Origin of the sequence: Pseudomonas monteilii NBRC 103158 = DSM 14164 (assembly GCF_000730605.1) — a bacterium.
In the GTDB taxonomy this organism is placed as follows: Bacteria; Pseudomonadota; Gammaproteobacteria; order Pseudomonadales; family Pseudomonadaceae; genus Aquipseudomonas; species Aquipseudomonas monteilii.
Map to the genome: position 1 here is coordinate 1 of NZ_BBIS01000058.1, position 20,034 is coordinate 20,034.

Annotated in this window: 17 protein-coding genes; 13 read left to right on the plus strand and 4 right to left on the minus strand. The window is 54.3% G+C overall.

Annotation, left to right across the window (positions count from 1 at the left end):
* The 4 genes from PM2_RS25590 to PM2_RS29565 all read right to left on the minus strand — a co-directional run bounded on the left by PM2_RS25590 (window position 1) and on the right by PM2_RS29565 (window position 4,888).
* Window positions 1-906, minus strand: coding sequence for a hypothetical protein (locus PM2_RS25590; protein ID WP_016486953.1), 906 nt, complete (start codon window positions 904-906; stop codon window positions 1-3).
* An 11-nt stretch (window positions 907-917) separates the two neighbouring features.
* Entirely contained in the window at window positions 918-2,192 is a 1,275-nt protein-coding gene (locus tag PM2_RS25595) for a type IV secretory system conjugative DNA transfer family protein (protein ID WP_016486954.1), read from the minus strand.
* Complete coding sequence (locus tag PM2_RS25600; protein ID WP_028699870.1) at window positions 2,185-3,945, minus strand: type IV secretory system conjugative DNA transfer family protein; 1,761 nt, start codon at window positions 3,943-3,945, stop codon at window positions 2,185-2,187. Before PM2_RS25600 ends, PM2_RS25595 begins: the two co-directional genes overlap by 8 nt.
* Before the next feature lie 64 nt (window positions 3,946-4,009).
* Window positions 4,010-4,888, minus strand: a complete 879-nt coding sequence (locus PM2_RS29565; RefSeq protein WP_016486956.1) for a hypothetical protein — start codon at window positions 4,886-4,888, stop codon at window positions 4,010-4,012.
* A 222-nt stretch (window positions 4,889-5,110) separates the two neighbouring features.
* Between PM2_RS29565 and PM2_RS25610 the strand changes: the two genes are divergently transcribed.
* The 13 genes from PM2_RS25610 to PM2_RS25665 all read left to right on the plus strand — a co-directional run bounded on the left by PM2_RS25610 (window position 5,111) and on the right by PM2_RS25665 (window position 19,659).
* The gene (locus PM2_RS25610) at window positions 5,111-5,722 is read left to right on the plus strand and encodes an OmpA family protein (protein ID WP_016486957.1); all 612 of its coding nucleotides are present in this window, start codon (window positions 5,111-5,113) and stop codon (window positions 5,720-5,722) included.
* Window positions 5,719-6,003: a type IV conjugative transfer system protein TraL gene (gene traL, locus PM2_RS25615; protein ID WP_016486958.1), complete on the plus strand. Its 285-nt coding sequence runs from the start codon at window positions 5,719-5,721 to the stop codon at window positions 6,001-6,003. The genes PM2_RS25610 and traL overlap by 4 nt, the downstream gene beginning before the upstream one ends.
* Before the next feature lie 58 nt (window positions 6,004-6,061).
* Window positions 6,062-6,694, plus strand: a complete 633-nt coding sequence (locus tag PM2_RS25620; protein ID WP_016486959.1) for a TraE/TraK family type IV conjugative transfer system protein — start codon at window positions 6,062-6,064, stop codon at window positions 6,692-6,694.
* Window positions 6,691-7,536 carry a TraK domain-containing protein gene (locus PM2_RS25625; RefSeq protein ID WP_016486960.1) on the plus strand — a complete coding sequence of 282 codons (846 nt, stop codon included), beginning with the start codon at window positions 6,691-6,693 and terminating at the stop codon, window positions 7,534-7,536. Before PM2_RS25620 ends, PM2_RS25625 begins: the two co-directional genes overlap by 4 nt.
* Window positions 7,537-7,538: 2 nt before the next feature.
* Window positions 7,539-8,738 carry a TraB/VirB10 family protein gene (locus PM2_RS25630; RefSeq protein WP_028699871.1) on the plus strand — a complete coding sequence of 400 codons (1,200 nt, stop codon included), beginning with the start codon at window positions 7,539-7,541 and terminating at the stop codon, window positions 8,736-8,738.
* On the plus strand, window positions 8,735-9,361 hold the full coding sequence (traV, locus tag PM2_RS30335) for a type IV conjugative transfer system lipoprotein TraV (protein ID WP_201766676.1): 627 nt from the start codon (window positions 8,735-8,737) through the stop codon (window positions 9,359-9,361). The genes PM2_RS25630 and traV overlap by 4 nt, the downstream gene beginning before the upstream one ends.
* A 19-nt stretch (window positions 9,362-9,380) precedes the next feature.
* The gene (gene traA / locus PM2_RS25635; protein WP_016486962.1) at window positions 9,381-9,722 is read left to right on the plus strand and encodes a TraA family conjugative transfer protein; all 342 of its coding nucleotides are present in this window, start codon (window positions 9,381-9,383) and stop codon (window positions 9,720-9,722) included.
* A gap of 112 nt (window positions 9,723-9,834) precedes the next feature.
* Window positions 9,835-12,267 (plus strand): type IV secretion system protein TraC, encoded by a 2,433-nt coding sequence (gene traC / locus PM2_RS25640; RefSeq protein WP_028699872.1) that lies wholly within the window; start codon window positions 9,835-9,837, stop codon window positions 12,265-12,267.
* Between the two features lie 152 nt (window positions 12,268-12,419).
* A complete protein-coding gene (locus tag PM2_RS25645; RefSeq protein WP_016486964.1) occupies window positions 12,420-12,881 on the plus strand; it encodes a hypothetical protein in 462 nt (153 codons plus the stop codon).
* 4 nt (window positions 12,882-12,885) lie between these two features.
* Window positions 12,886-13,449, plus strand: coding sequence for a S26 family signal peptidase (locus PM2_RS25650; protein WP_016486965.1), 564 nt, complete (start codon window positions 12,886-12,888; stop codon window positions 13,447-13,449).
* Window positions 13,449-14,450: a conjugal transfer protein TraF gene (gene traF, locus PM2_RS25655; protein ID WP_231995371.1), complete on the plus strand. Its 1,002-nt coding sequence runs from the start codon at window positions 13,449-13,451 to the stop codon at window positions 14,448-14,450. Before PM2_RS25650 ends, traF begins: the two co-directional genes overlap by 1 nt.
* Window positions 14,447-15,901 (plus strand): conjugal transfer protein TraH, encoded by a 1,455-nt coding sequence (locus tag PM2_RS25660; protein WP_232866929.1) that lies wholly within the window; start codon window positions 14,447-14,449, stop codon window positions 15,899-15,901. Before traF ends, PM2_RS25660 begins: the two co-directional genes overlap by 4 nt.
* Window positions 15,902-15,909: 8 nt before the next feature.
* Window positions 15,910-19,659 (plus strand): conjugal transfer protein TraG N-terminal domain-containing protein, encoded by a 3,750-nt coding sequence (locus PM2_RS25665; RefSeq protein WP_016486968.1) that lies wholly within the window; start codon window positions 15,910-15,912, stop codon window positions 19,657-19,659.
* Window positions 19,660-20,034: the final 375 nt, after the last annotated feature.

Here is a 20,034-nt window from a genome sequence, read left to right on the forward strand (position 1 = left end):
TTAGAACATGCTGGACCAGGAGATCTGGTTAACCAAGGGCTTGTGGGGCAACAGAGCCAGGTCCACGGCCCTCAGTGCTGGGTTACGGCCAGTGAGGTACCAACAATCATTCTGCTGACTCAGCATGTACCGATCACAAAGTCTCTCCAGAGCCGAACGATAGGCCTCAGTGACATTGCCCTGGGACGCCTGAGCCAGGAGCTCTGCAGATCGGATGCCGGGCTGCCCCCATGCTACCCGAGCAAGATCGAACCCCTCATTGCCGGCCAGAATGAAGATCTCATCTGCAACAGCTTCGGGCACGGGGTCGATCATGAAAGGGAACTCGACCGGGAACACATACCAGCGTAGCCAGAATTCGTAGTGGATCCGCAAGCGGATGACGTCCTTGCGAGCGCCGAGCACTTCACAGCACTTGTCAAAAGCCCAGTCGCCAAGGGTCGGTCCAAATACCCACTGCGCCGCAGTGACATACACCTCGGTTGGAAGCTTTTTCGCGAACAAGGCCTCGACGTTGGCCTTGATGATGCGGAAAGCAAGGCGCGCAACCCCATCCTCAAAATCCTCCTCATCAAGCCGGCGTAGCTCATCCTTCCTCAGTTTTCGTCTTTGCGCTCCAGTGTTGGATAGATTATTGAGTGCGGCGAGCCCAAGTTCTTCAGCAAAAGGATATGACTCGACCACAGTTTCGTCAGCCCCCAGAAAATCCACTTGAGCGTCGTCTGCAGCGCCATCAAGATCGAAGGCGTCAAGACCTTCGAAAAGATTGGCGCTATCAAAGCTCTCAAGCCAGTTACGAACATCGCTAGGATCAGAAAGACCGCCAGAATCGTCAGATAGAAGCTCAGATCCGAAGACATCATTTTCTTCCTCGTTGCCCAGTTGCATATCAGTGAATTCGTTCATTGGCCCCACCCTTAAACCGGAACTGTTTGCGTGAATTGGTCTGCGCCGGCTACCCGGGCATGCAGGCGCCTGGTAGGCCTTCTGATGTCCGCACTGGTGGTGACCCTCTCTTTGCCCGGGGCAGCTACATGTGCCCAAATAACCTGGTTTTCACCGGAAACAATTGCGTAGTCAGTGCTGCTCATCGATCTCAGTTTTTGAATCAGCGTCCCCTCGCTCTGGACCTGTTCCGATTCAGTCGCCAGCAGCTGGGAGTAGACCTGTGCCGTCGCATCGGATTGGGGTTTGAAAAGCACCACGTTGCGCGCCCGGCTCAGACAAGCCTCGCGAAGGTCCAAAGACTCACGCCCAAGATCGTCAAGCGACCCAGCCGCAACCCAAACGCTCAATACCTGTTCAGTCTCTGGCGAGAGCAACTGCTCGATGCTGGGGTCATTGCAACCACCAGGATCAGTGAACACCGCCAGCGCAGTGGGATCGGAAGGCTCACCAATCGAACGCGCTACGGCATCCGCCAAATTCGAGATCACAATGCGGCGCAGGTTTGACGCAGCTCGGCCTCGGCCAATGTAGGGGATTGCGAGATACACGATCTTCCGCGTTACCAGAGCCCCATGTAGCACCACGTCTGGGTGATAGCTGTTGAACACTTCACCCGCTCTACCGGCGCCGAGCATGCACAAGCTCCCAGCGAGCCCCGAGAAGCTTCCTTTCAGCTTTTCCACACAGATATCACCGGCAGCGTCCTGGAAAGCTTTGCAGGCCTGCTGAAGGGCTCCCAGCTGAACTGAATGGGGGAATGCTGAGGCCATATACTCCTCCAGCGCTTCGATAGCGTCTGGCTTCATCACAAACATGCCGAGATCAAGGTACGAGTAGGGCAGGCCAGCAAGCTGCAGCGAGGACACAATCGCTCGAACGAGCGCTGCACTTGGAGCTGAACTGTATGCGCCCGTCGCGTCCTTATCCGCGAGGAAATTCAAGACATGGCTGGCAACCTTGGTTGGAGCAGTGTGCAGCACCGGATTGTAGGTGTGGCTCAACGCCGGACTGCTAGGGTTTACGATGAGTAGATCGGCGCCCCGGCCAACGGCTGTGCTGGCGCTGATCATGGCTGCCAGCAGTGATTCGTCGATCGACGCCCCAACAACGAAGACAGCAGCGCCGGCAGTAATTCGACTCCGAATCACCGCCCTGATCAGTTGCCCCTGACCTTCGGAATGTTCATCGAGCACAAGGGTATGCCCGGGCACAACATCACCGCCCTTTGACGTGAGGCTATTCATCTCTCAACTGCTCCTGTGGTTTTTTCCGCCCGCCAGTGGGCAGACCGCTGCCACCGAGGTACTTGTCGCTGTTCTTGAAGAAATCTGCGCCCTTCACGGGCGCCCTGCGGAAGTGATTAATTCGGATGGGGCCGATTTCCTTCTGCAGCTTCCGGTCGATGCTGATCATCGGTACCCGAACGTTGAAGATCTGATCGCCGCCGTACTGGATGATGCATTCGCCCTTGCCGAGCGCTTTGAGGTCATCCGGCGAGACTTTGTATTCCTCTTGCTCACGCTCGCCGATCGACATGCCCGCGGCGGCCCCGGTGCCACCCTCTGGTGCCACATTGAGAAGCGGCGTGCTGCTGCTCTCATTCTGTGTGCCACTCAATGACTTCGTGACGCCGATCTTCATACCGATCAGGTCTGCACACTCGACGGCTGTCGCCTGAGTACCGATCTTGAAAAAGATCTTGGTCCAGGTGTTACCGATGACCATCTCTTTGAAGTCAGGGGAAACCACATCCAGGTTGGCCAAGGTCTGGGCGGCTGGGAACAGCGCCATCTGTGCGCTTCGCCCCTGCTCGAAGGGACGAGCCAAGGATTGAACAGCGTAGCTACCCAGCTCATCCATGAAATTGAAATGCGGGGGGTTAGGGCGCTCTTCTTCTGGCAGCGCCTGGATCCATGAGATGGCCGTCCGCATGTCACCGAGGAACATTTTGCCGAAGTTGGCGGCAGCTTCGTTTTTACCCATCGTTGGGAGCGCGACATAGATGATCTTCTTCGCCCGAATAGCTTCGAACAGGTCGATCTCCGGGGCATAGGTGTTCATCACATCACCGAATTTTCCCGTACCGAACATGTACATCCGGCCGCCAAGACCACCGAAGGTCTCCTTCATCCGCTTGATGTCGACCATGTTCTCCATGCCCGGCTTTCCACCAACCTTGTACTGCTCAAGGAACAGGGAAAGGTTTTTGGTGGCTGGGTTGTGTGGCTGGGACTTCTTCAGCAGTGTTTCCAGCTCCTCGATCGCTTTGTGGTTCATCAACAGGATGGTGAAGTCGATGAAGTTGTAGGCGAGGCCTGCAGCTTGCATTGCCGCTACGAGGGTAGTGATGCCCTGGTTCGCCGACTGTTTGTAGTGGTCAGCGCCAGGGTTATTTTCGGTGGACGGGATAATCGACAGGATGCGAGCGGCGACCTCATCAGGGTCACCACGCAGAATGGGGTTGTAGGTGTTACTGAGCGATGGGTTGCCCGGGTTAAGGATCAAAAGGTCCTGCTCGCGGCCCGCCCAGCAACAGTATTGGTAGATCGTTTGAATGTCGTCCGCGTTCATCTTGCCGTCGATGAACGTCAGACCTCCGCCACGCTGGATCTGCTGGAACATCATCAGCTTACCCAAGACAGTTTTACCGACGCCCGACTGGCCCAGGATAAAACCATGTCGCATGAAGTCTTCATCAGGGACACGTACAGGCTGGCCTGTGTCAGTGGTGAAGCCAAGCAGCAAGCCATCACCGTTCGCAAGGTCGGTAGCCGAACGGATATTGATCTTCGACTCAAGGAGGAGCTGGTTTTTCCAGAAATCAAAGACACGGTTGCCCATGTATGCCGCACCCGCAGCTCCCATGGCGAGGGGGAGGGTGGCCGGCACTGAGCTGAAGAAAGGCGATGTCAAAAGACCTCCAGCACCGATCGAGCTCAGTGCCAGAGTGTCTTTGAAGCCGCCAATTTTCGAGCGAAGTATCTGATCCATACTCATGGAGGTGAGCCTTTAGCTACGCACAAAAAAACCCGGGCGCCGTGAGGCACTCGGGTTGTGGGGGTTAGAGAAACACGCTCGACTTATCAGTCTGCGCATTGGCTTGGTCATGCTCATCTGCTGGTAAGCGCAACAGTGGCGATTGCAAGAGCGTTTGGATTTCCATCTGCGACAGGAGCTTGTCCTGCGAGATGATCTCCCGCGTACCACGAACGTCTTTCACGGTCTGACCCGTTTGTTCAATATGTGTCAGTTGGTCCTTGTACTTCTGATACCGAGTCTTCTCGGGAGGTTGCGAAGTTGCCTGCTCCTGGGTGTCCGACTGGCCAGCCCCGTCCGGGGTGGTCGTACCTGCAGTTGCATCGCTTGCCTGTCCTTGCTGCTTGTCCGCCCGCAGGCCTTCGACGTATTTCGAGTCATCAAACTTGCCAGTGAAGACATCAGCACTGAAGCCGAGCAACGACAGGCATTTCGAGGTCGCGTCCGTAAAGCTCTTCTTGGCGTGGTCCTCATCACTAGAGATGATTCCGAAGGCATCTCGGGTGATGTAGACGGTCGCTCCGAACTGCTTCACTGAGCCGCGGAAACCGTGCTGCAGATACCACAGCTCTACGTAGACTTTGTGAATGACCTCTTTGCCAACTACTTGGCCATCCACTACGAACGGCTTCCCGTCGATGTACGCTTCGCTGATCAGCTCGACACCCCAGCCAAGACCAATCGGCCCGAAGGCCTCAGTGGCACGTTTGACCTGGTAGATGGGTGCAATCGCGGTCCCTTGGAACCCCCCCTTGTTGAATGACTTGGTCTCATCAGGGTCGGTTACCTCTACCTTTTTCCACACCTCCAGGCCGATAGAAGCCGCGGCTTGGCCCTGGCCGACCCACAGCGAATCGCCGTTGGCCTGACTTTGGTGGGATGCTGCTTCTGTTCTGGTTTGCATTTTTGACTCCTACGACTCTGCAAAGAGGGAATACCTAATGCAGAGGTATGAAGCACAGCTGCTGATAAGGTGGGGCGGGTTAGACGTCGAACGCATCAAAAGCGATTGCAATACGTAACACGTCACTATATTTTATGCGCCACAACAGACTGTTGCAACAAAAAGCATCCTGCCTGTATTATCGCTACGTGTTATTTCGCAATCAAAACCAATGAGTATCCTATGAACACCTTGAACAGAGCCATTCTGCTTGCATCGCTTGCGCTCTCAGCAAGCACCGCAGGTGCCGTTGATGTGCGACAGGTGGTGGTTCCTGATAGCTACGGCGTTGCGATTGAACCTGCGCATGCAGGTCACGCGCTCGTTGAATCTATTCGTGACACCCAGCAGAAAGCCGAACGCCCAATCTGGACCGTGACTGAGCGAGCTAAGCCTCGCGCTCTGATGCCGGCAGAAGAGGCTCTGCTCGATGCAGAGGATGCAAGGATCGCCGAGGAAGCACGTCACACACGGACCACGCTCTATTTCGACTTCGACAAAACAAAACCAACCGGTTGGTGGCCGCTGACAAACGTGATCGCTGACGCTCTCCGCATCGGTAGCACCATTACCTTGATCGGTTATGCGGACGAAGTGGGTGAGGCGATTTACAACCAGCACCTCTCCGAGAGCCGGGCAATCGAAGCTGCGCGCTACCTGATCCGGCAAGGTGTTAAGAAGCAAAACATCAAGGTTTACGGCCGGGGCAAGCGCGACCCAGTTTCGAATTCCGACAGTTCGTTGAACCGTCGGGTTGAGGTCGACATCGTGAAAGCTGCGGAGAAGTCTCTGTGAAAGAGATCGATATCCCGCGCTACGTAGACAGCCAGACGCAATTGCTCTTCTGGGAGATCGATGAAGCGGTGATCTTCATTGGCTGCCTGGGCGCAGGCATCGCGCTAGGGGGCTGGGCAACGATCGCTTCCCTCGCCGGCGGCTGGTATGCAGTGAAGCGGTTCAAGCGGTTCAAAAGCGGTGCGCTGGATGGTGTTCTTCGCCACCTTTGCTACTGGGCAGGCGTTATGCCGCTGAACAAGCACTACGACGATTCCTTGAAGCGCGACTACTTCTACTAATGCTTTCACATGCTTTTATTCGTACGCGTTATGTATCCAGTAACGCACAGGGGCCGCAATGAAAATCAAGTCCATGCAGAAAACGATGGAGGGGCTGAAAAGTCTCACCAGCTTCCTGATCTTGTCGAACGTAGGCCTTTCGGTAGCAGTTGCGCTGCTCTCCATCAACCAAATGGGGCAGCACGAAACAACCCGCTTAGTTCCACCAACCCTGGACAAGGCGGTGAAAGTGGGCTGGAACAACGCGGACGACGAGTACCTCAAGTCCTTTGGCCTCTATGCCTCAACGCTGATGGGCAACGTCACGCCGAAGAACGTGAACTTCATCGCCGACTCCGTGAGCGCCTTCGTTGATCCGAAGATCTACGCGGACGTTCGCAAGCAGATGTTTGTGCTGGCCAACGATCCCGTGTTCGCAACGAATGCCGGCTCCGTGTCCTGGACCCCCACAGACATCAGCTACGAGAAGGATACGAAGAAGGTCTTCATTCTCGGCTCGATGGAAACGCGCAGCGCAGTTGGCAGGCCGAAGCAGGACTACCAGGTGGTCGAGTACGTCATCGAGATGCGCGCAGGCCGCCCATGGATTGAGGGCTTTAACCACTATCCAGGCAACAACCCCAAAACACTCAAGTGGCTTCAGTCTCACCCACCTAAGCCAGCAGAACCTACCAAGGAGGCGCTTCAGTGAAACGCTCAGCCATTGCTTTAGTCGTGCTGGCCACCATCCACGCATCCATCTCCTGGGCTGATGGGATGACGGAAGTCAAGCTACCGCCTGTTCCTACAGCCGCAAAACGTGTCAAACCTGTCGAAGCGCAGCCACTTCCAGGCTTGGGTGTGATGCCCGGTGCCGAATCTGATTCGCGCACCCAGGTTGTTCGCGTGAGCTCAGACCGGAACGAAGTCATTTACGTTTCGAACATCTTGCCGAACCGTATTTCCACACCGTTCGCTTCACCTAAAGCTGTAGACCAACAGCCTGACGATTTGGATATCTCCCAGATAGGCCAATCTCTTTATGCGACGATGAAAACCAAGGATAAGCCTGTCGCACTTTACGTGACCGGCTCCAATCCAAATGACCCAGTTATTTCCTTGACCCTGATTCCAAAGGAACTCCCGCAGCAGACGATTACGTTGCAGCTGGACAAGCCAATGGCAGAGCCTGGTGGTCATGGGTCTGAAAACCACGCTCCCGACAGCAACAATTACACCGACACTATCCGCTATGTGCTCCGTGAAGCAGCCCTCGGAAAAACCCCTGAAGGTTTCAGCGAAGGTTTGCTGCCGGCATCGGCAGCTAACATCGGCAATGTAATTGCTTACCCGAAAGTCCGCTACTCTGGGCCAGAATACGATATCTATCGTTATAGCCTGCAAGGAACCTCTAAAACTGACGTTGACCTTGACGAGGGCACTTTCTACAGCGAAGGCGTCCGGGCCGTTTCATTCTTTCCAACCGCCACTCTTCGTGCCGGCATGACCACTGACGTATTCATCGTCTCTGATAAGTCGGCAACGAGGAATTAAACATGGCGATTAATGACCAGCTGAAGGAAAAGTGGAACAATCTTAGTCCGCGTATGCGAACTATCTTCGCCATTGCCGGCCTTTTCAGTTTTCTGATGATTGTCGGCACAGTAATTGTCGGCAATGACAAACCTAAGGCCAACGCGAAAGCCAGCACGACGTCCGATACGAAACTGCTGTTGCCTCGTGGGAATAACAACACTCCCGAGCAACTCATGGCTTTGATGGATGCACAGAAAAAGCGGCTCGATGAGTTCGGCAGATCGATCAAACAGATGGAACAAGATCGCAGGGATGATCGGCTGCGATCACTCGAAGAACAGCAGCGTATGCAGAAACCAGACCCAGTGACTCAAGACACGCTTCGCGAACTGAAGCGCATGAGTGATCGACTGGAAAAACTGGAGTTGGGCAAGGCTGGTGCAGCACCAGCTCTGAATGGCGCATTGCCTGGCTATGAAACTGCCACTGGCACTGGTGAAGCCGTGCAGGAAGCCAAGCCGAAAGCAGCAACTCTGCGGATCACCGGTGGCACGCAAACTACACGTAGCGAGGCCCCAAAGCAGGCAGAGAAGCCAACTCCAGCAATGCCAGCCGGCTCGTTCTTCGAAGCAGTGCTGCTGAACGGTATGGACGCTCCGACCAGCGCCACAACACAGAAAAACCCTGTACCGACAACCATGCGCATCAAGTCTGATGCAGTGCTTCCCAACAAGTACAACGTCGACGTCAAAGAATGCTTTGCGTTGGCATCTGGCTACGGCGTTCTCTCAAGCGAACGCGCCATGCTTCGGACCGAAACATTCTCCTGCGTACGCAAGGACGGCAAGATCATTGAAGGGAAGATGGAAGGTTACATCGTTGGCGAAGATGGGCGGGTAGGTATGCGCGGCCGGCTCGTATCGAAGCAGGGCCAAATGATTGCCAAAACCTTGATTGCCGGCGGTCTCTCCGGCCTGGCTCAAGGTATGACTCCGCAAACAATCCCTCAATTAAGTTTGGGTGATAACAGCACAACTCAAACCCAAAGCGCTGATGCTTCGACCATTCTGCAAACTGGTGTTGCTAAAGGTTTCTCTACATCCGCAAATGAAGTAGCCAAATTCTACATGGAGTTGGCTCGCGAAATGACACCGGTTGTTGAAATCGACGCCGGCCGAAAAGTCACGATCATGCTGGTGAAAGGGATCGAACTGAAATGATGAAAGGTAATTTTATGAAACGTTCTGCATTAGCCGCAGCGCTGTTGCCTATTGCTCTTCTCAGTGGCTGTTCGTCCTGGCTGAATACCGCCGATGAAGACGAGTTCTCGTGTCCTGGCATGCCACAAGGCATCATTTGTAAGTCGCCAATGGCTGTTTACAAATCTACTGAACAAAGCCCCGCGCTGACTGACAGCGATATGCCAATTGGTCAAAAGGCACCGAACGTAAAGTACGGTGACGATATGGGAAAGACTGCCGGCTCTGAGCATAACCTCAAGGTGTCGAATGGTGTGCCAGGGCCTGTTGTTGCAGATCTTGCCCGTCCGGTCCGAGTTCCAGCCCAGGTTATGCGGATCTGGATCGCTCCCTGGATCGACAGCAAGGACGATTTGCACTTTCCATCCTACCTCTTCACCGAGATTCAACCGCGCACCTGGTCGTTTGGTAAATCCGAATATTCCGGCCAAGGCATGGTGGTTCCTCATCTTGAGTTAACTGCTGTACCGCCAGTTAACGTTCCCGCCCCTAAACCGGAAAACGTTGCTGCAGAACCAACCAATTACGGACCACAAGTTTCGTCGTCCGCAATCCCATCCACAACTGACATCAATCTGAACTGATAACACTGGGAGCTACACAATGACCGCACAAATCGCACAAATCGAAACCACCGCAGTAGCAGCTGCTCCATTCAAGAAAATCGACAAGCGTGCACTGCTGAGCATGGCTGTTATCGGCCTGGCTGTCGCCGCCGACGTGACCGCAGGCTCCGACTCCACCTTCACCGAGATCGTTACCAGTCTCGACGGCTGGATGACCGGCTCCCTCGGTAAGGTCTTTGCTCTCGGCGCTCTGGGTACCGGCCTGGCAATCGGCGTGGTCAAGCAATCGGTCATGGCCGTTGTGACCGGGGTAGCCGTAGCGCTCTCTGCAAGCGTTGGCCCAGGCGTACTGACGAACATCTTCACCGCAACGCTGTAACGCCCCTCAAGGCGCACTAGGTCGCTAGTGCGCCTTTTCAACTGGCTCTGCCTGCGGGTTGCCCTCCAGGCCTTCCAAGCCTACTCAACCACCAATTATGGCGAACAGTGAAATGGCAGCCTCGAAAGCGACTCTCAAAGGGGACAGAAAATCTACCCCTCAAGAAAAACTCAATGTCCGGGCGATCGATCCCGACTCCAAAATCTTCTTTTGCTCCGACGGTAATGAACATTATCTCGGGGCATGTTTTGTTTCCGACGCCCTGACAGGCGCCAGCGCTTCGACTGTTGACAAACTCCAGTCTGCTCTGAGCATGAGCTTTGCTCCAGGCACCTACATTCAGATTGCGATGCTTGAGAGCCCCGATGTCGGCGAATACATCGATGCATATCTGAACAGCAAACCTGCGCTCAACCCGATCCTCAAGGCACTCTCACGCCAGCATGCGAATCTGATTAGTGGCGGAGTCGATGTCCCGCTGGTCCAGCGCAGCGGTGTGATGCTCAACCGTCAGCGCATTATCGTTACGGTCAAATTCCCGTGCCGTAACGATCGCCCAGACGATGCTGACATCGCGGCCACGAAAGAATCGGCCGACCGGATCACAGAGGCTCTCAAGGCAGCGTCGCTGAACCTGTTCCAGCTCGATGCTGTAGGTTATCTGGTGCTCATGCGGATCCTCACAAACCTGTGGAACTCTCCCCGGTCACACTACGACGAAGAGCAACTGATCAAGGATCAGATCTATTACCCAGGCGACTCCATCAATTACGATGATCCGTCGACCATCAATTTCAATGACGGCGCTCACTACGCGAAAGCGCTGAGCGTTAAACACTTCCCGCAGCGCACCAGCCTCGCGATCATGAACCACATGATCGGCGATCCCAACGGACTCTCGAACCAGATCACCGAGCCGTACTACATGGTGTTGACCATCCACTATCCGGATCAGGTCGTGAAGAAGGACGAAGTTAAGCAAACGTCCTCAATCATCAACCACCAGGTCTTTGGGCCGACAGCACACCTGATACCCATCCTCAGCTACAAGAAAAAAGGTATCGACACTCTAATCCACGAGATCGACGGCAAAGGCGCGATCATCGTTGAGGTGAACTTCACGATTTTCCTCTTCTCGCGTGACAAGCAGCGCCTGAACAAGCTGTCCGCCGGCCTGCAGGCCTACTACACGTCTCTGGCTTTCGAGCTCCGGGAAGACCGGCGCATTTTGGAAGCGCTCTGGAACAACCTGCTGCCATTGAATACCACAAAGGAAGGGGTCAAGAACCTCTATCGATTCCACACGATGGCAGTGCGACATGCCTGCCAGTTCCTCCCGATACTCGGTGAATGGACTGGCAGCGGAATGGCCGGCGCTATGCTCATGCTCACCCGCCGCGGCCAGCCGGCTCTGGTTGATCTGTATGAATCGAGCACCAACTACAGCGGGATCATTTTTGCTGAGGCTGGTGCTGGCAAGTCGTTCTTGACACAAAAAATAGCCGCGGATTACCTCGCTGCAGGCGCCAAGCTGTGGGTGATTGACGCAGGCCGAAGTTACCTCAAGCTGTGCAAGATGGTTGGCGGTGAATTCATCGAGTTCAAGCCTGACTCGGATGTGTGTCTGAACCCCTTCACGCACGTTGAAGACCTGCACGAAGAAATGGATATCCTCAAAGCCACCATCGCCAAGATGGCCGCCCCCGAGGACACGCTTGACGACTACCAGCTGTCCCGAGTTGAACAGGCCATCACCAGTACCTGGGAGAAGTTCGGCAACCGCGCAACCATTACCGCCGTCGCTGATTGGTTCATCAACCAGTCAGACGACCCAGAGTGCCTGCGACTGGGGCGCCAGCTGTTCCCGTTCGCCGGTGGCCAATACACCAAGTGGTTCGATGGCGAGAACAACCTGGATATGAGCAATGCGTTCATCTGCATGGAGCTGAGCGACCTGAAAGGGCGCCCAGCGCTTCAACAGGTGGTGTTGCTGCAGCTGATCTCGCGTATCAACCATGACATGTACAAAGCTCAACTGGGCGAACGGGGCCGGAAAAAAATCCTCATTGTCGATGAGGCCTGGGAGATGCTCGACGACCCAATGATGGCCAAGGCAATGGTCGCCGCATACCGTAAAGCGCGGAAAGAAGACGGGGCGGTGCTGGTGGTCACGCAGGCTATCGGCGATGTCTATGCGTCGAAAAATACCGAGGCTATCGCCGCGAACTCGGCCTGGCAGTTCATCCTGCAGCAAAAATCTGAGTCGATTGACTCTGCGATCGACAGCAAGCAGTTCAAGATTGAACCTTACGGGGCTCACATGCTGAAGACGGTGCACACCATGCCCGGCAAGTACAGCGAGATCATGGTCAAGCGTAGCGAAACCGACTGGGGCATCGTGCGCCTTGTTGTAGATGAATTCCACAACGTGACGTTCTCCTCGAAAGGCGCAGCTCGTAACGAGATCCTCGACGATCTTGACCGTGGCATTGATGCCGTAGAGGCCGTCAACAACTTCATGGCTCGCCAAAGCTCAGCAGCCTAGTAGGCAGCAGATAACGCCTGTTCACAGCCCGGTCATCAACCGGGCTTTTGTTGCCTCAAATAATACTGTTGTCGTAATGCTACGTGTTATGCTTCCACAAACAACTGCGCGCTGAGCGCTGCCTCTTTACATCGCTACTAGGAAACGCCGAGATGACTGATACCGCGGACAGCCAACAACAACCCGGGGAACAAATCCGCCCTGATGACGACCAGGTGAGGACGAAGCCAGCGAGTGTTAGTAAAGCCCAGCAATCACCTGGTGGTGTTTCCTTTCTGACATGCGCCGTCGTGGCTCTCGCTGTATCCGGCTTTACCAGCTTTATGGCCTATCACTTCGCCGGACAGAACATCAACTCTGGCGCCCAGGTAGTCCTGGTGGACGGCACAAAGCTCGCCAATGCGCAGATGAAGCGAACGCTCGATAAGGCCGGAATGAGCCCCGAGCAAGCGCAGGCAGACGGTCTCACATTTGTGACTGACCTTCAGAATGTGCTGAAGGCATACACCGATTCAGGGGTACTGGTCATCAACTCCTCGGTAGCCCTCAATGCCCCTGCAGGGTTGAACGTAACCGATCAGGTTGCCCAACACCTCGGCCTTGAGCTGGAGTGATCTCATGCGCGCTAAAGCACTGGCGACTCGACTGGTCTCCCCATTCAAAACCTTGCGAACGGACAAACCACGTCTCCGCTTTCTCCGAAACTCGATCCTTGGTATCGCAGCAGCTTTCATCGTCGCTATTGCAGCGGTTACGACATTTCGCCAGGACTACCGGATTGGCGTTGACCTTGCGTCAGTCCGCTGCTTGCCCTGGCGCCTGTACATGATCACTTACGGCCAGCCTGCTGACCTGAAGCGTGGCGATTTTGTAGCGTTCGTGCCAAAGGATGGCCTTATGGGCGAACACTTTGAAGGGAAGACCGTCGGAAAAATGGTTGCTGGACTCCCGGGCGATAAACTGGTCGTGAAGAATAACGTCGCTTACATCGGTGATCGCTTGATCGGTGAGCTGGACCTCATCGAGAAACTGGGCAAAAAGCCTGGCGATTTCGATCGAGTCATGACGGTTCCGGCGGGCAAGATTCTTGTCATCGGAACTGAGCCTCGGAGCTATGACGGTCGTTACTGGGGCTTCCTTGATGAAAAGCTGATCATTGGCAGGGTAGGGCCCATCATCTGATGAAAGCCTCATTCAAGCGATTTGAAAGTATGCGTACGCGTTATGCACTGAATAAATGCTTTCCGGTATTATTCCTGGCATCTCTCGCCGCTTTGTCTGGCGCTGCCTCTGCTGAATCCGACAGTGGCTCTCCGAGGTTCATCGAGCGCAAAGCTGAAGGCTGGTTCTTCTACAAAGACCCGAAGGAGAATCCGCCGCCACCGCCCTTGATTCCTCAAGAGCCCAAAGCCCCTACCGGAACACCTGCCAAGGAGGAGCAGAAGATCCAGCCATTTTCTGTTTCGTGGTTGCGCACAAACATGCCAAAGCTGCTGGATGCTGCGATCGACGACCCTAGCAAGGAGAACGTTGAGGCCTACCTATACGCCCAGCGCGTGGCCTTGGACAAGTCACAGCGCTATGCAGAGATGACTACCCGAGTTGTGGCCGCCGACCCCTTCCTTGATGAAAACAACCGGGTCCCCATCGCGACGTACACAAAACCGTTTTTCCTGCGAAATGCGCAAGCCGGTGTAACCGAAGCGCTAAAACATATCGCGACCGTTGGCGGTTTGTGGGTTTTCTTTGATTCGAAGTGTGAGTTCTGCCGACCTCAAGTTAATACCGTTCAGAAGTTGTCCAAAGAATACGGGTTTGTTACGAAATTCATTTCCATGGATGGAAAACCGCTCCCGAATGTAAGCGAATACGAGAAAAACACCGGACAAGCGAGCATCCTGAACTTGCGCATCACGCCAACAACAGTACTCGTTGTTCCGCCTAACAATTACTACATCGTATCGCAAGGGATGATGGCTCAGGATCAACTTGCAGAGCGGATCATCATTGCCGCCGATAGCAACAATTTACTACCCAAAGACATTGCTCAGAAAATCAATACCTATGATCGAGGTGTCTTGACCAATGAAGACACTCAACGGGGCGCGAGTGATGATCCCAAGCAATGGGTTAAATACCTGAAAGACAAATTGGAAGGCCGCTACGAAGGGGGGCAGCAATGATGCGGAATAAATTAAAGCAGCTGGTTTCGTTACTACTTGTGGCGACGCTTACCACGGTTTCAATACCAGCGTCAGCAGGGCTAGCTGATGCGTTAGACGGTATGTTCATGTCGAACAGCACCAGCGCTGGGGCTTTCTCCAGCCAGAGCCGGGGGGGTATGGTTGGCGGTGGCGCAGCCCTCCGAAGCCCAGTTCGTAACATTAACCTGGTCGCGTTCGATCCACCACGATTCTCCGCCGGTTGCGGAGGAATTGATTTGTTCGCGGGGTCATTCTCGTTCATTAACGCCGACGCCCTGGTTGCACTTTTCCGTCAGATTGCAGCGAACGCTGTTGGTGTGGCTTTCAAAGCTGCCATCGACGCGATCAACCCGGCGCTGGGCAAGCTCATGCAGGACTTCCAGAATAAACTGCAAGCTCTGAACCAGATGATGAAGAACACCTGCGCAGTCGCTAACTCGATTGTTAAGTCCTTCACAGATCCCTCAGCTCGAAAAGAGATGGTGGACCAAGCGTCTACTGCTGCATCTGCTGCAACTGGCTCTTTCTCTGATCTGTTCGCTGGCTTGGATGATTTGTTCAGCTCTCCGAACAAGAGCTCCGACAAGGGTACGAATGACGGGAGCTGCGAGGAGTGCGGTAATCCTGTTTGGAAAGCACTAACAGACACCTCATCCGGCCAATATCTGGGTAACCCGGATAGTGGAGAAGCCGATAGCAACCTCGCTAACGAAGTTGTGATGAGCATGATTGGCGCAGTTGTAATGACTGCCCCCGACAGCTCCTCGAAAAACTCTGATGGTTCTGAGAAGCCTAAAGTTGGACAGATCTATAGCCCAACTTTGACGTTGATGAACTTCAAAAATGGCTCAAGCACCAACAGTACCCCGCTCAAAATATTGCACTGCGACAACGGGTACGACCGCACCAAGTGCACGAGCATTAACCCCAACAAAACCTTGAGCTTTGATGGCACCCTTGGCTACACCAACAAAATGCTCTTCGGTTACGCACAAGGCGTAACTAATGGCACGGCTAGCACGTCGATCGTAGGAAAGCTTACGAGCTGCACAGGCAGTTCCTGTGGTTTCACCGCAGCACAGAAGCAGTTCATCGAATCTATCAATACGCCTGCTCTGGCATTGATCAGAAAAGTTCAACAATTCCCGGGGGCTATTCAGGGGGTTGCTGAGCAAATGGCTCCAATCATCGCCAATGAGTTAGCGGTTAAATATGGGGAGGCTGCTTTGTACGCCGCCAATCAAACATTCAACGGTGTCAAGGGCATAAAGCCAGACTTTGTAGACCCAAACATCAACAAACTAACTCAAGAGCTGGCAGCAATCAGGTCTGAACACGCGAATTTCCAACCTAAAATTGTTGCCACTGAGCAATATATCAACATGATCCTTACCAGCAACCCAGCCATCTTCGTCAAGCCGGGCCTCTAGGAAATATTATGGACTTCACTGTATATGTACTGGGTGATGTTTCTACCTTTTATAACACGCTAAACAGCGTAGCGATGGTATTCAACGCCAAAGGCTTCATGACTGGCGTATACTTGGTAGGCGGCTTCATTGCATTAATCTCTGGGATTATGTTCGTAATCCAGAAGGGTGCCTCGGAACAGTTCATACCGGCAAACGGTCCTGTTGGGGGGCTCTTTGGTTTTGCCATGATGGTTGCTTGCTGCACCATCACAGCCGATGTGAAAATTGAAGACATTTACACTGGAACGGTTAACAAAGTTGACAATGTTCCGCTAGTAATAGCGGCACCAGCCAGCCTATTCACAACAACCATGTATGGCCTATTTGAGAAGATCAACACGGCTTATCAAAGCACTTCCGGAAGTTATATGGCTGTTACTCAAAACGGCTTTGTGACCCCGTTGAAATTGCTGCTCACGTTGCGTAAAGGTGTGGAAAATGTGGATCCGTATCTTGTGGCCAGTCTGAAACAATATGTGATTGACTGCGTTCCAGGATCGACGACTTTCAGCATCGAGAACTTTCAACAGTCCACGAATATTGTTTCTTACGTGCTAGACAACTCCCGAGGCTCGGGTCTAACCACCTACTGGGATAATGTGAACATTGGTGGCAAAGCGCTTTCTTGCCCGGAAGCGCAAACAATACTATCAGCAAAGGTTGACGCGTTCCCATCTTCGGCAAACGCGAAGAAAATGATCAATGCTGGCATGAAGGATAAGAGCCCGTCTGGCAGCAAGTACACACCTGACGATGTAATGGCCGCGATTACCAACCTAGTGCCTTCGCTCTGGTCATCAGCCCAAAGCGCTGATGATTTCATGGTGAACGCACTGTTCTTCAACTCTATCGTGGGCACATATAACTGCCTGGACAGTATTTCCGATCAAAACAGTTTCAACCTCTGTATGACTTCCTTGACTCAGCAAGACGAGCAGTTCCGTTCTGATGCTGCGGCATCTGGCAGTTTCTTTGCCAAAATTATGATGCCAACAATGGTTTTTCTTCAGATCCTTTTCTTCGGCTTCGCCCCCATCGTAATTATTTACAGCCTGTTCAAAGGGGCTGGGTCATTGATGATGTATGTGAAGTTTCTCGGTTTCGGTATCTGGACCACGTCCTGGCTGCCATTTTCCGCAGTGATTCAGATGTACATCCAGAACGATGTCGCTGAAAAGCTGAATGAATTCACAGAGCAAGGGCTGGTACCAAGTAACTTGAAGGCCGTCTATTACGACGTCCTTGCAACTAGGCTTGGCATAGCTTCGGACATGCTGGCTGCGACACCGCTAATCTCAGCAGCAATGCTAGGCCTGACGGCCTATGGCATGGTGAGCCTGGCCAGTCGCTGGTCCGGCCGAGACCACAATGACGAAAAACTGCAATCTCCTGATATTCTGAAGAACGGCGCCCACGTCGATGTTGCAAGCCGTAACCAATACCAGTCTGAGCACTCGGGCAGCGTCAAAAACGGCCTCGGTGCGACTGGAGCTTATTGGAATACTGCAGGCGTGAAGAACGAGCTCAGCACCGCCTTGCAAAGTGCTTTCGGCTCGGATCATTCAAAACGAAGCGAAAGTTCTTCAGCTGTCGAAGCCTCGCTCCGCCAGATGTCTTCGTATAAATCGGGTGACAGCTGGACCGACCAGCGTATGCAGTCACTTGATCGAGCCCATACAAACATTACCCAGCAGGCACTGAAGACTGGCGATAGCATTGCTGATTCGCTGGGCTTCACAGGCCAGCAGAAGGATGCATTCAGACAAGAATTTGCAGCCAATGTTGGCTTTAGTGGTCTCTTTGGAGGTGTAAAAGCTGGTATCGCAAACGCAACCGGCAAGGAAATGACAAAAGACCAGGCAACCAAGGTCGCCTCACAATTTGGTGCCGAGATCTCCAAGAACGAAAGCGACATGTCCGGTTGGAAGGCTTCAGTGGCTGACGCGTTTTCTCACAGCACTGGTAGAGAAGCTGCTACAGAGAATGCTCTTGGCCGGCGTCTGAGCTCAACCACAGCGGATACCCAGTCCTCGTTCAATAGATTCCAGCAAGCAACCTCTGCTGTAGCTGGAGTTTCGGCAAACGCCTTAATCAGCGAGGAGACAACGGGAGGTAATCTCAGCCGTTCCCCCCAGGGTCTGCAAGCACTGAATAGTGCCATCGCAGGCTTGTCTGACTCGCAGCGAGCAGCGTTCAACCAGAAGTTCCCAGAACTGGAAACCCGTTATAACCAACAATCCGTAGGTATGGTTGGGGCGCGGGAAGCAGCTCAGATGTGGGCTCTCAAAGCAATCGGTGCCGACACTGAATTTGCCAATGTCGTATCTGCTATGACCGGAAATGTTGTTGGTGGGCCTGCCGAAGGAAATGCTGCCAAATTCGCAGGTGTAGGCGGCAGAGCTAATCAAGTCGCTGATAACCCTGGAGGCCCGATATCCGGGGCAAATATCGGCACCCCTTCTTTGAATGTTGCCGGGGTGAATCCTAACCAGGTTGGTCCAACGGGAGCCCCTCAACCTCAGGAACTCAAAGAGGCAGCATCTGGCATGGACCCTTATCGCTCCTATGAGGACCGAGAAACGTTTATCGGCTCGCAGCTCCCAAGCAGCTACTCAAAAGGGCAGGAACAAATTCGGGCTGCCAAAACCGCTGCCCAGAATGCAGATACCACAATTGCACCAGAACAGATCCGCGACACTATGTCGATAGACCCCATCAAGAACACACTGGTGGGCGCTGGCCAGGCAGAGCAACAGTGGGAGCAAGAGAACCCTAAAACGGCGATGGCCGTGACGGCTGCTACGATGTTTGTTCCCGGCGCAGGGTGGGGAGGCGCAGTCTTCAAAGGCGCGCAAGCGGGAAGGGCTGCTATGGCAGCGCGTGGGGCCGCAACTGCTCTCAAGACCGCTGAGGCTGGTACCGAGGTTGCGCAGGCAGCACGCGTTGTCAACGCCGCAGGCCACGAAGTACCCGCTTTGCTCCGTGGCCAAGGTCAAGCTTCGCGTGTTGTGCACGCCGAACATGTAGCAGAGGCGGCAAAAACCGCAAAAGACGCCACGGCGGCTGCGAGCACGGCGGGTCGTGAATTTGCCGGCGCTACTAAGCTTGCTGGAAACGTATCAGTGGTTCCGGGCATGATGATTGCCGCCGACAAAATGGCTGATAGCTACAACGCTGATGTCGCCTCCAACGGCAAGCCCGAACGTTATGAGCCTGGTTCAAGCGTGCGCTCAGCGCTTCAGAGCGAAGCCGCTCCGGCACAGAGTGGTCAGCCTCTTGTAGCTCCAATGCCGGCGCCAGCTGATGCTCTCGCACCCTTAGGTGGTCATGCAGGCAACTTGATGGCTGCTCCCGGCGAGAATGCGCAAGCCCCAGCGCTAGGTCAGCCCCTTGTCACACCGATGAACACGAACGCTGAAGCTGGTGACCTGATGACAGGGTCTGGAGGGGGGTTAATGACCGCCGGTGGTCAATCGGCGACTAGCGCCGGTCTTTCAGCAGGGGAGCCACAACCAGCAGTCTCAGAAAATGGGCAAGGTAGCCCATATGGCGAGGGCATGATGGGGGCAGCGGATGCGTACCAATCCCCGTTCTCCGGAGGGGAGAAACCAGCGCCAGCTACGCGAGTGATGACCTTGCAGAACACTGTTGTGGGCCCGGATGACAAGGGTGACGGGGACACCACGCCGCCTACAACCAGAGGAGGCAGTCACTAACCATAGGTACCTGAATAGAGCCCGACATAGTCGGGCTTTTTCGTAGTGCGTCAGGCATGGCGCGTTGCGCGCAAGCGTAACCCGCTTGGCTGCGGTGGCCGAGGTCCATGGCGAAATTCCGGAGCGCCGCATATGAATCAGGCGCTGCCGAAGAAACTATGGGATCAACCTGAACAGCCGTGTTCCGAACCGTACGCACAGTGGTGTGAGAGGACGAAGGGAGCGTACCTGCCTCCTACTCAATCTCCATGACGGCCGCCCCAAGCATCTCCTTCGGCTCAACCTGGCATCTCGGTTAATCTTTGACGAGGGCCGCAGGGTGCCTGGAGCGGATAGCATGGAGGTCTAACCAGGCCCGCAGCTTGCTCTACAAAA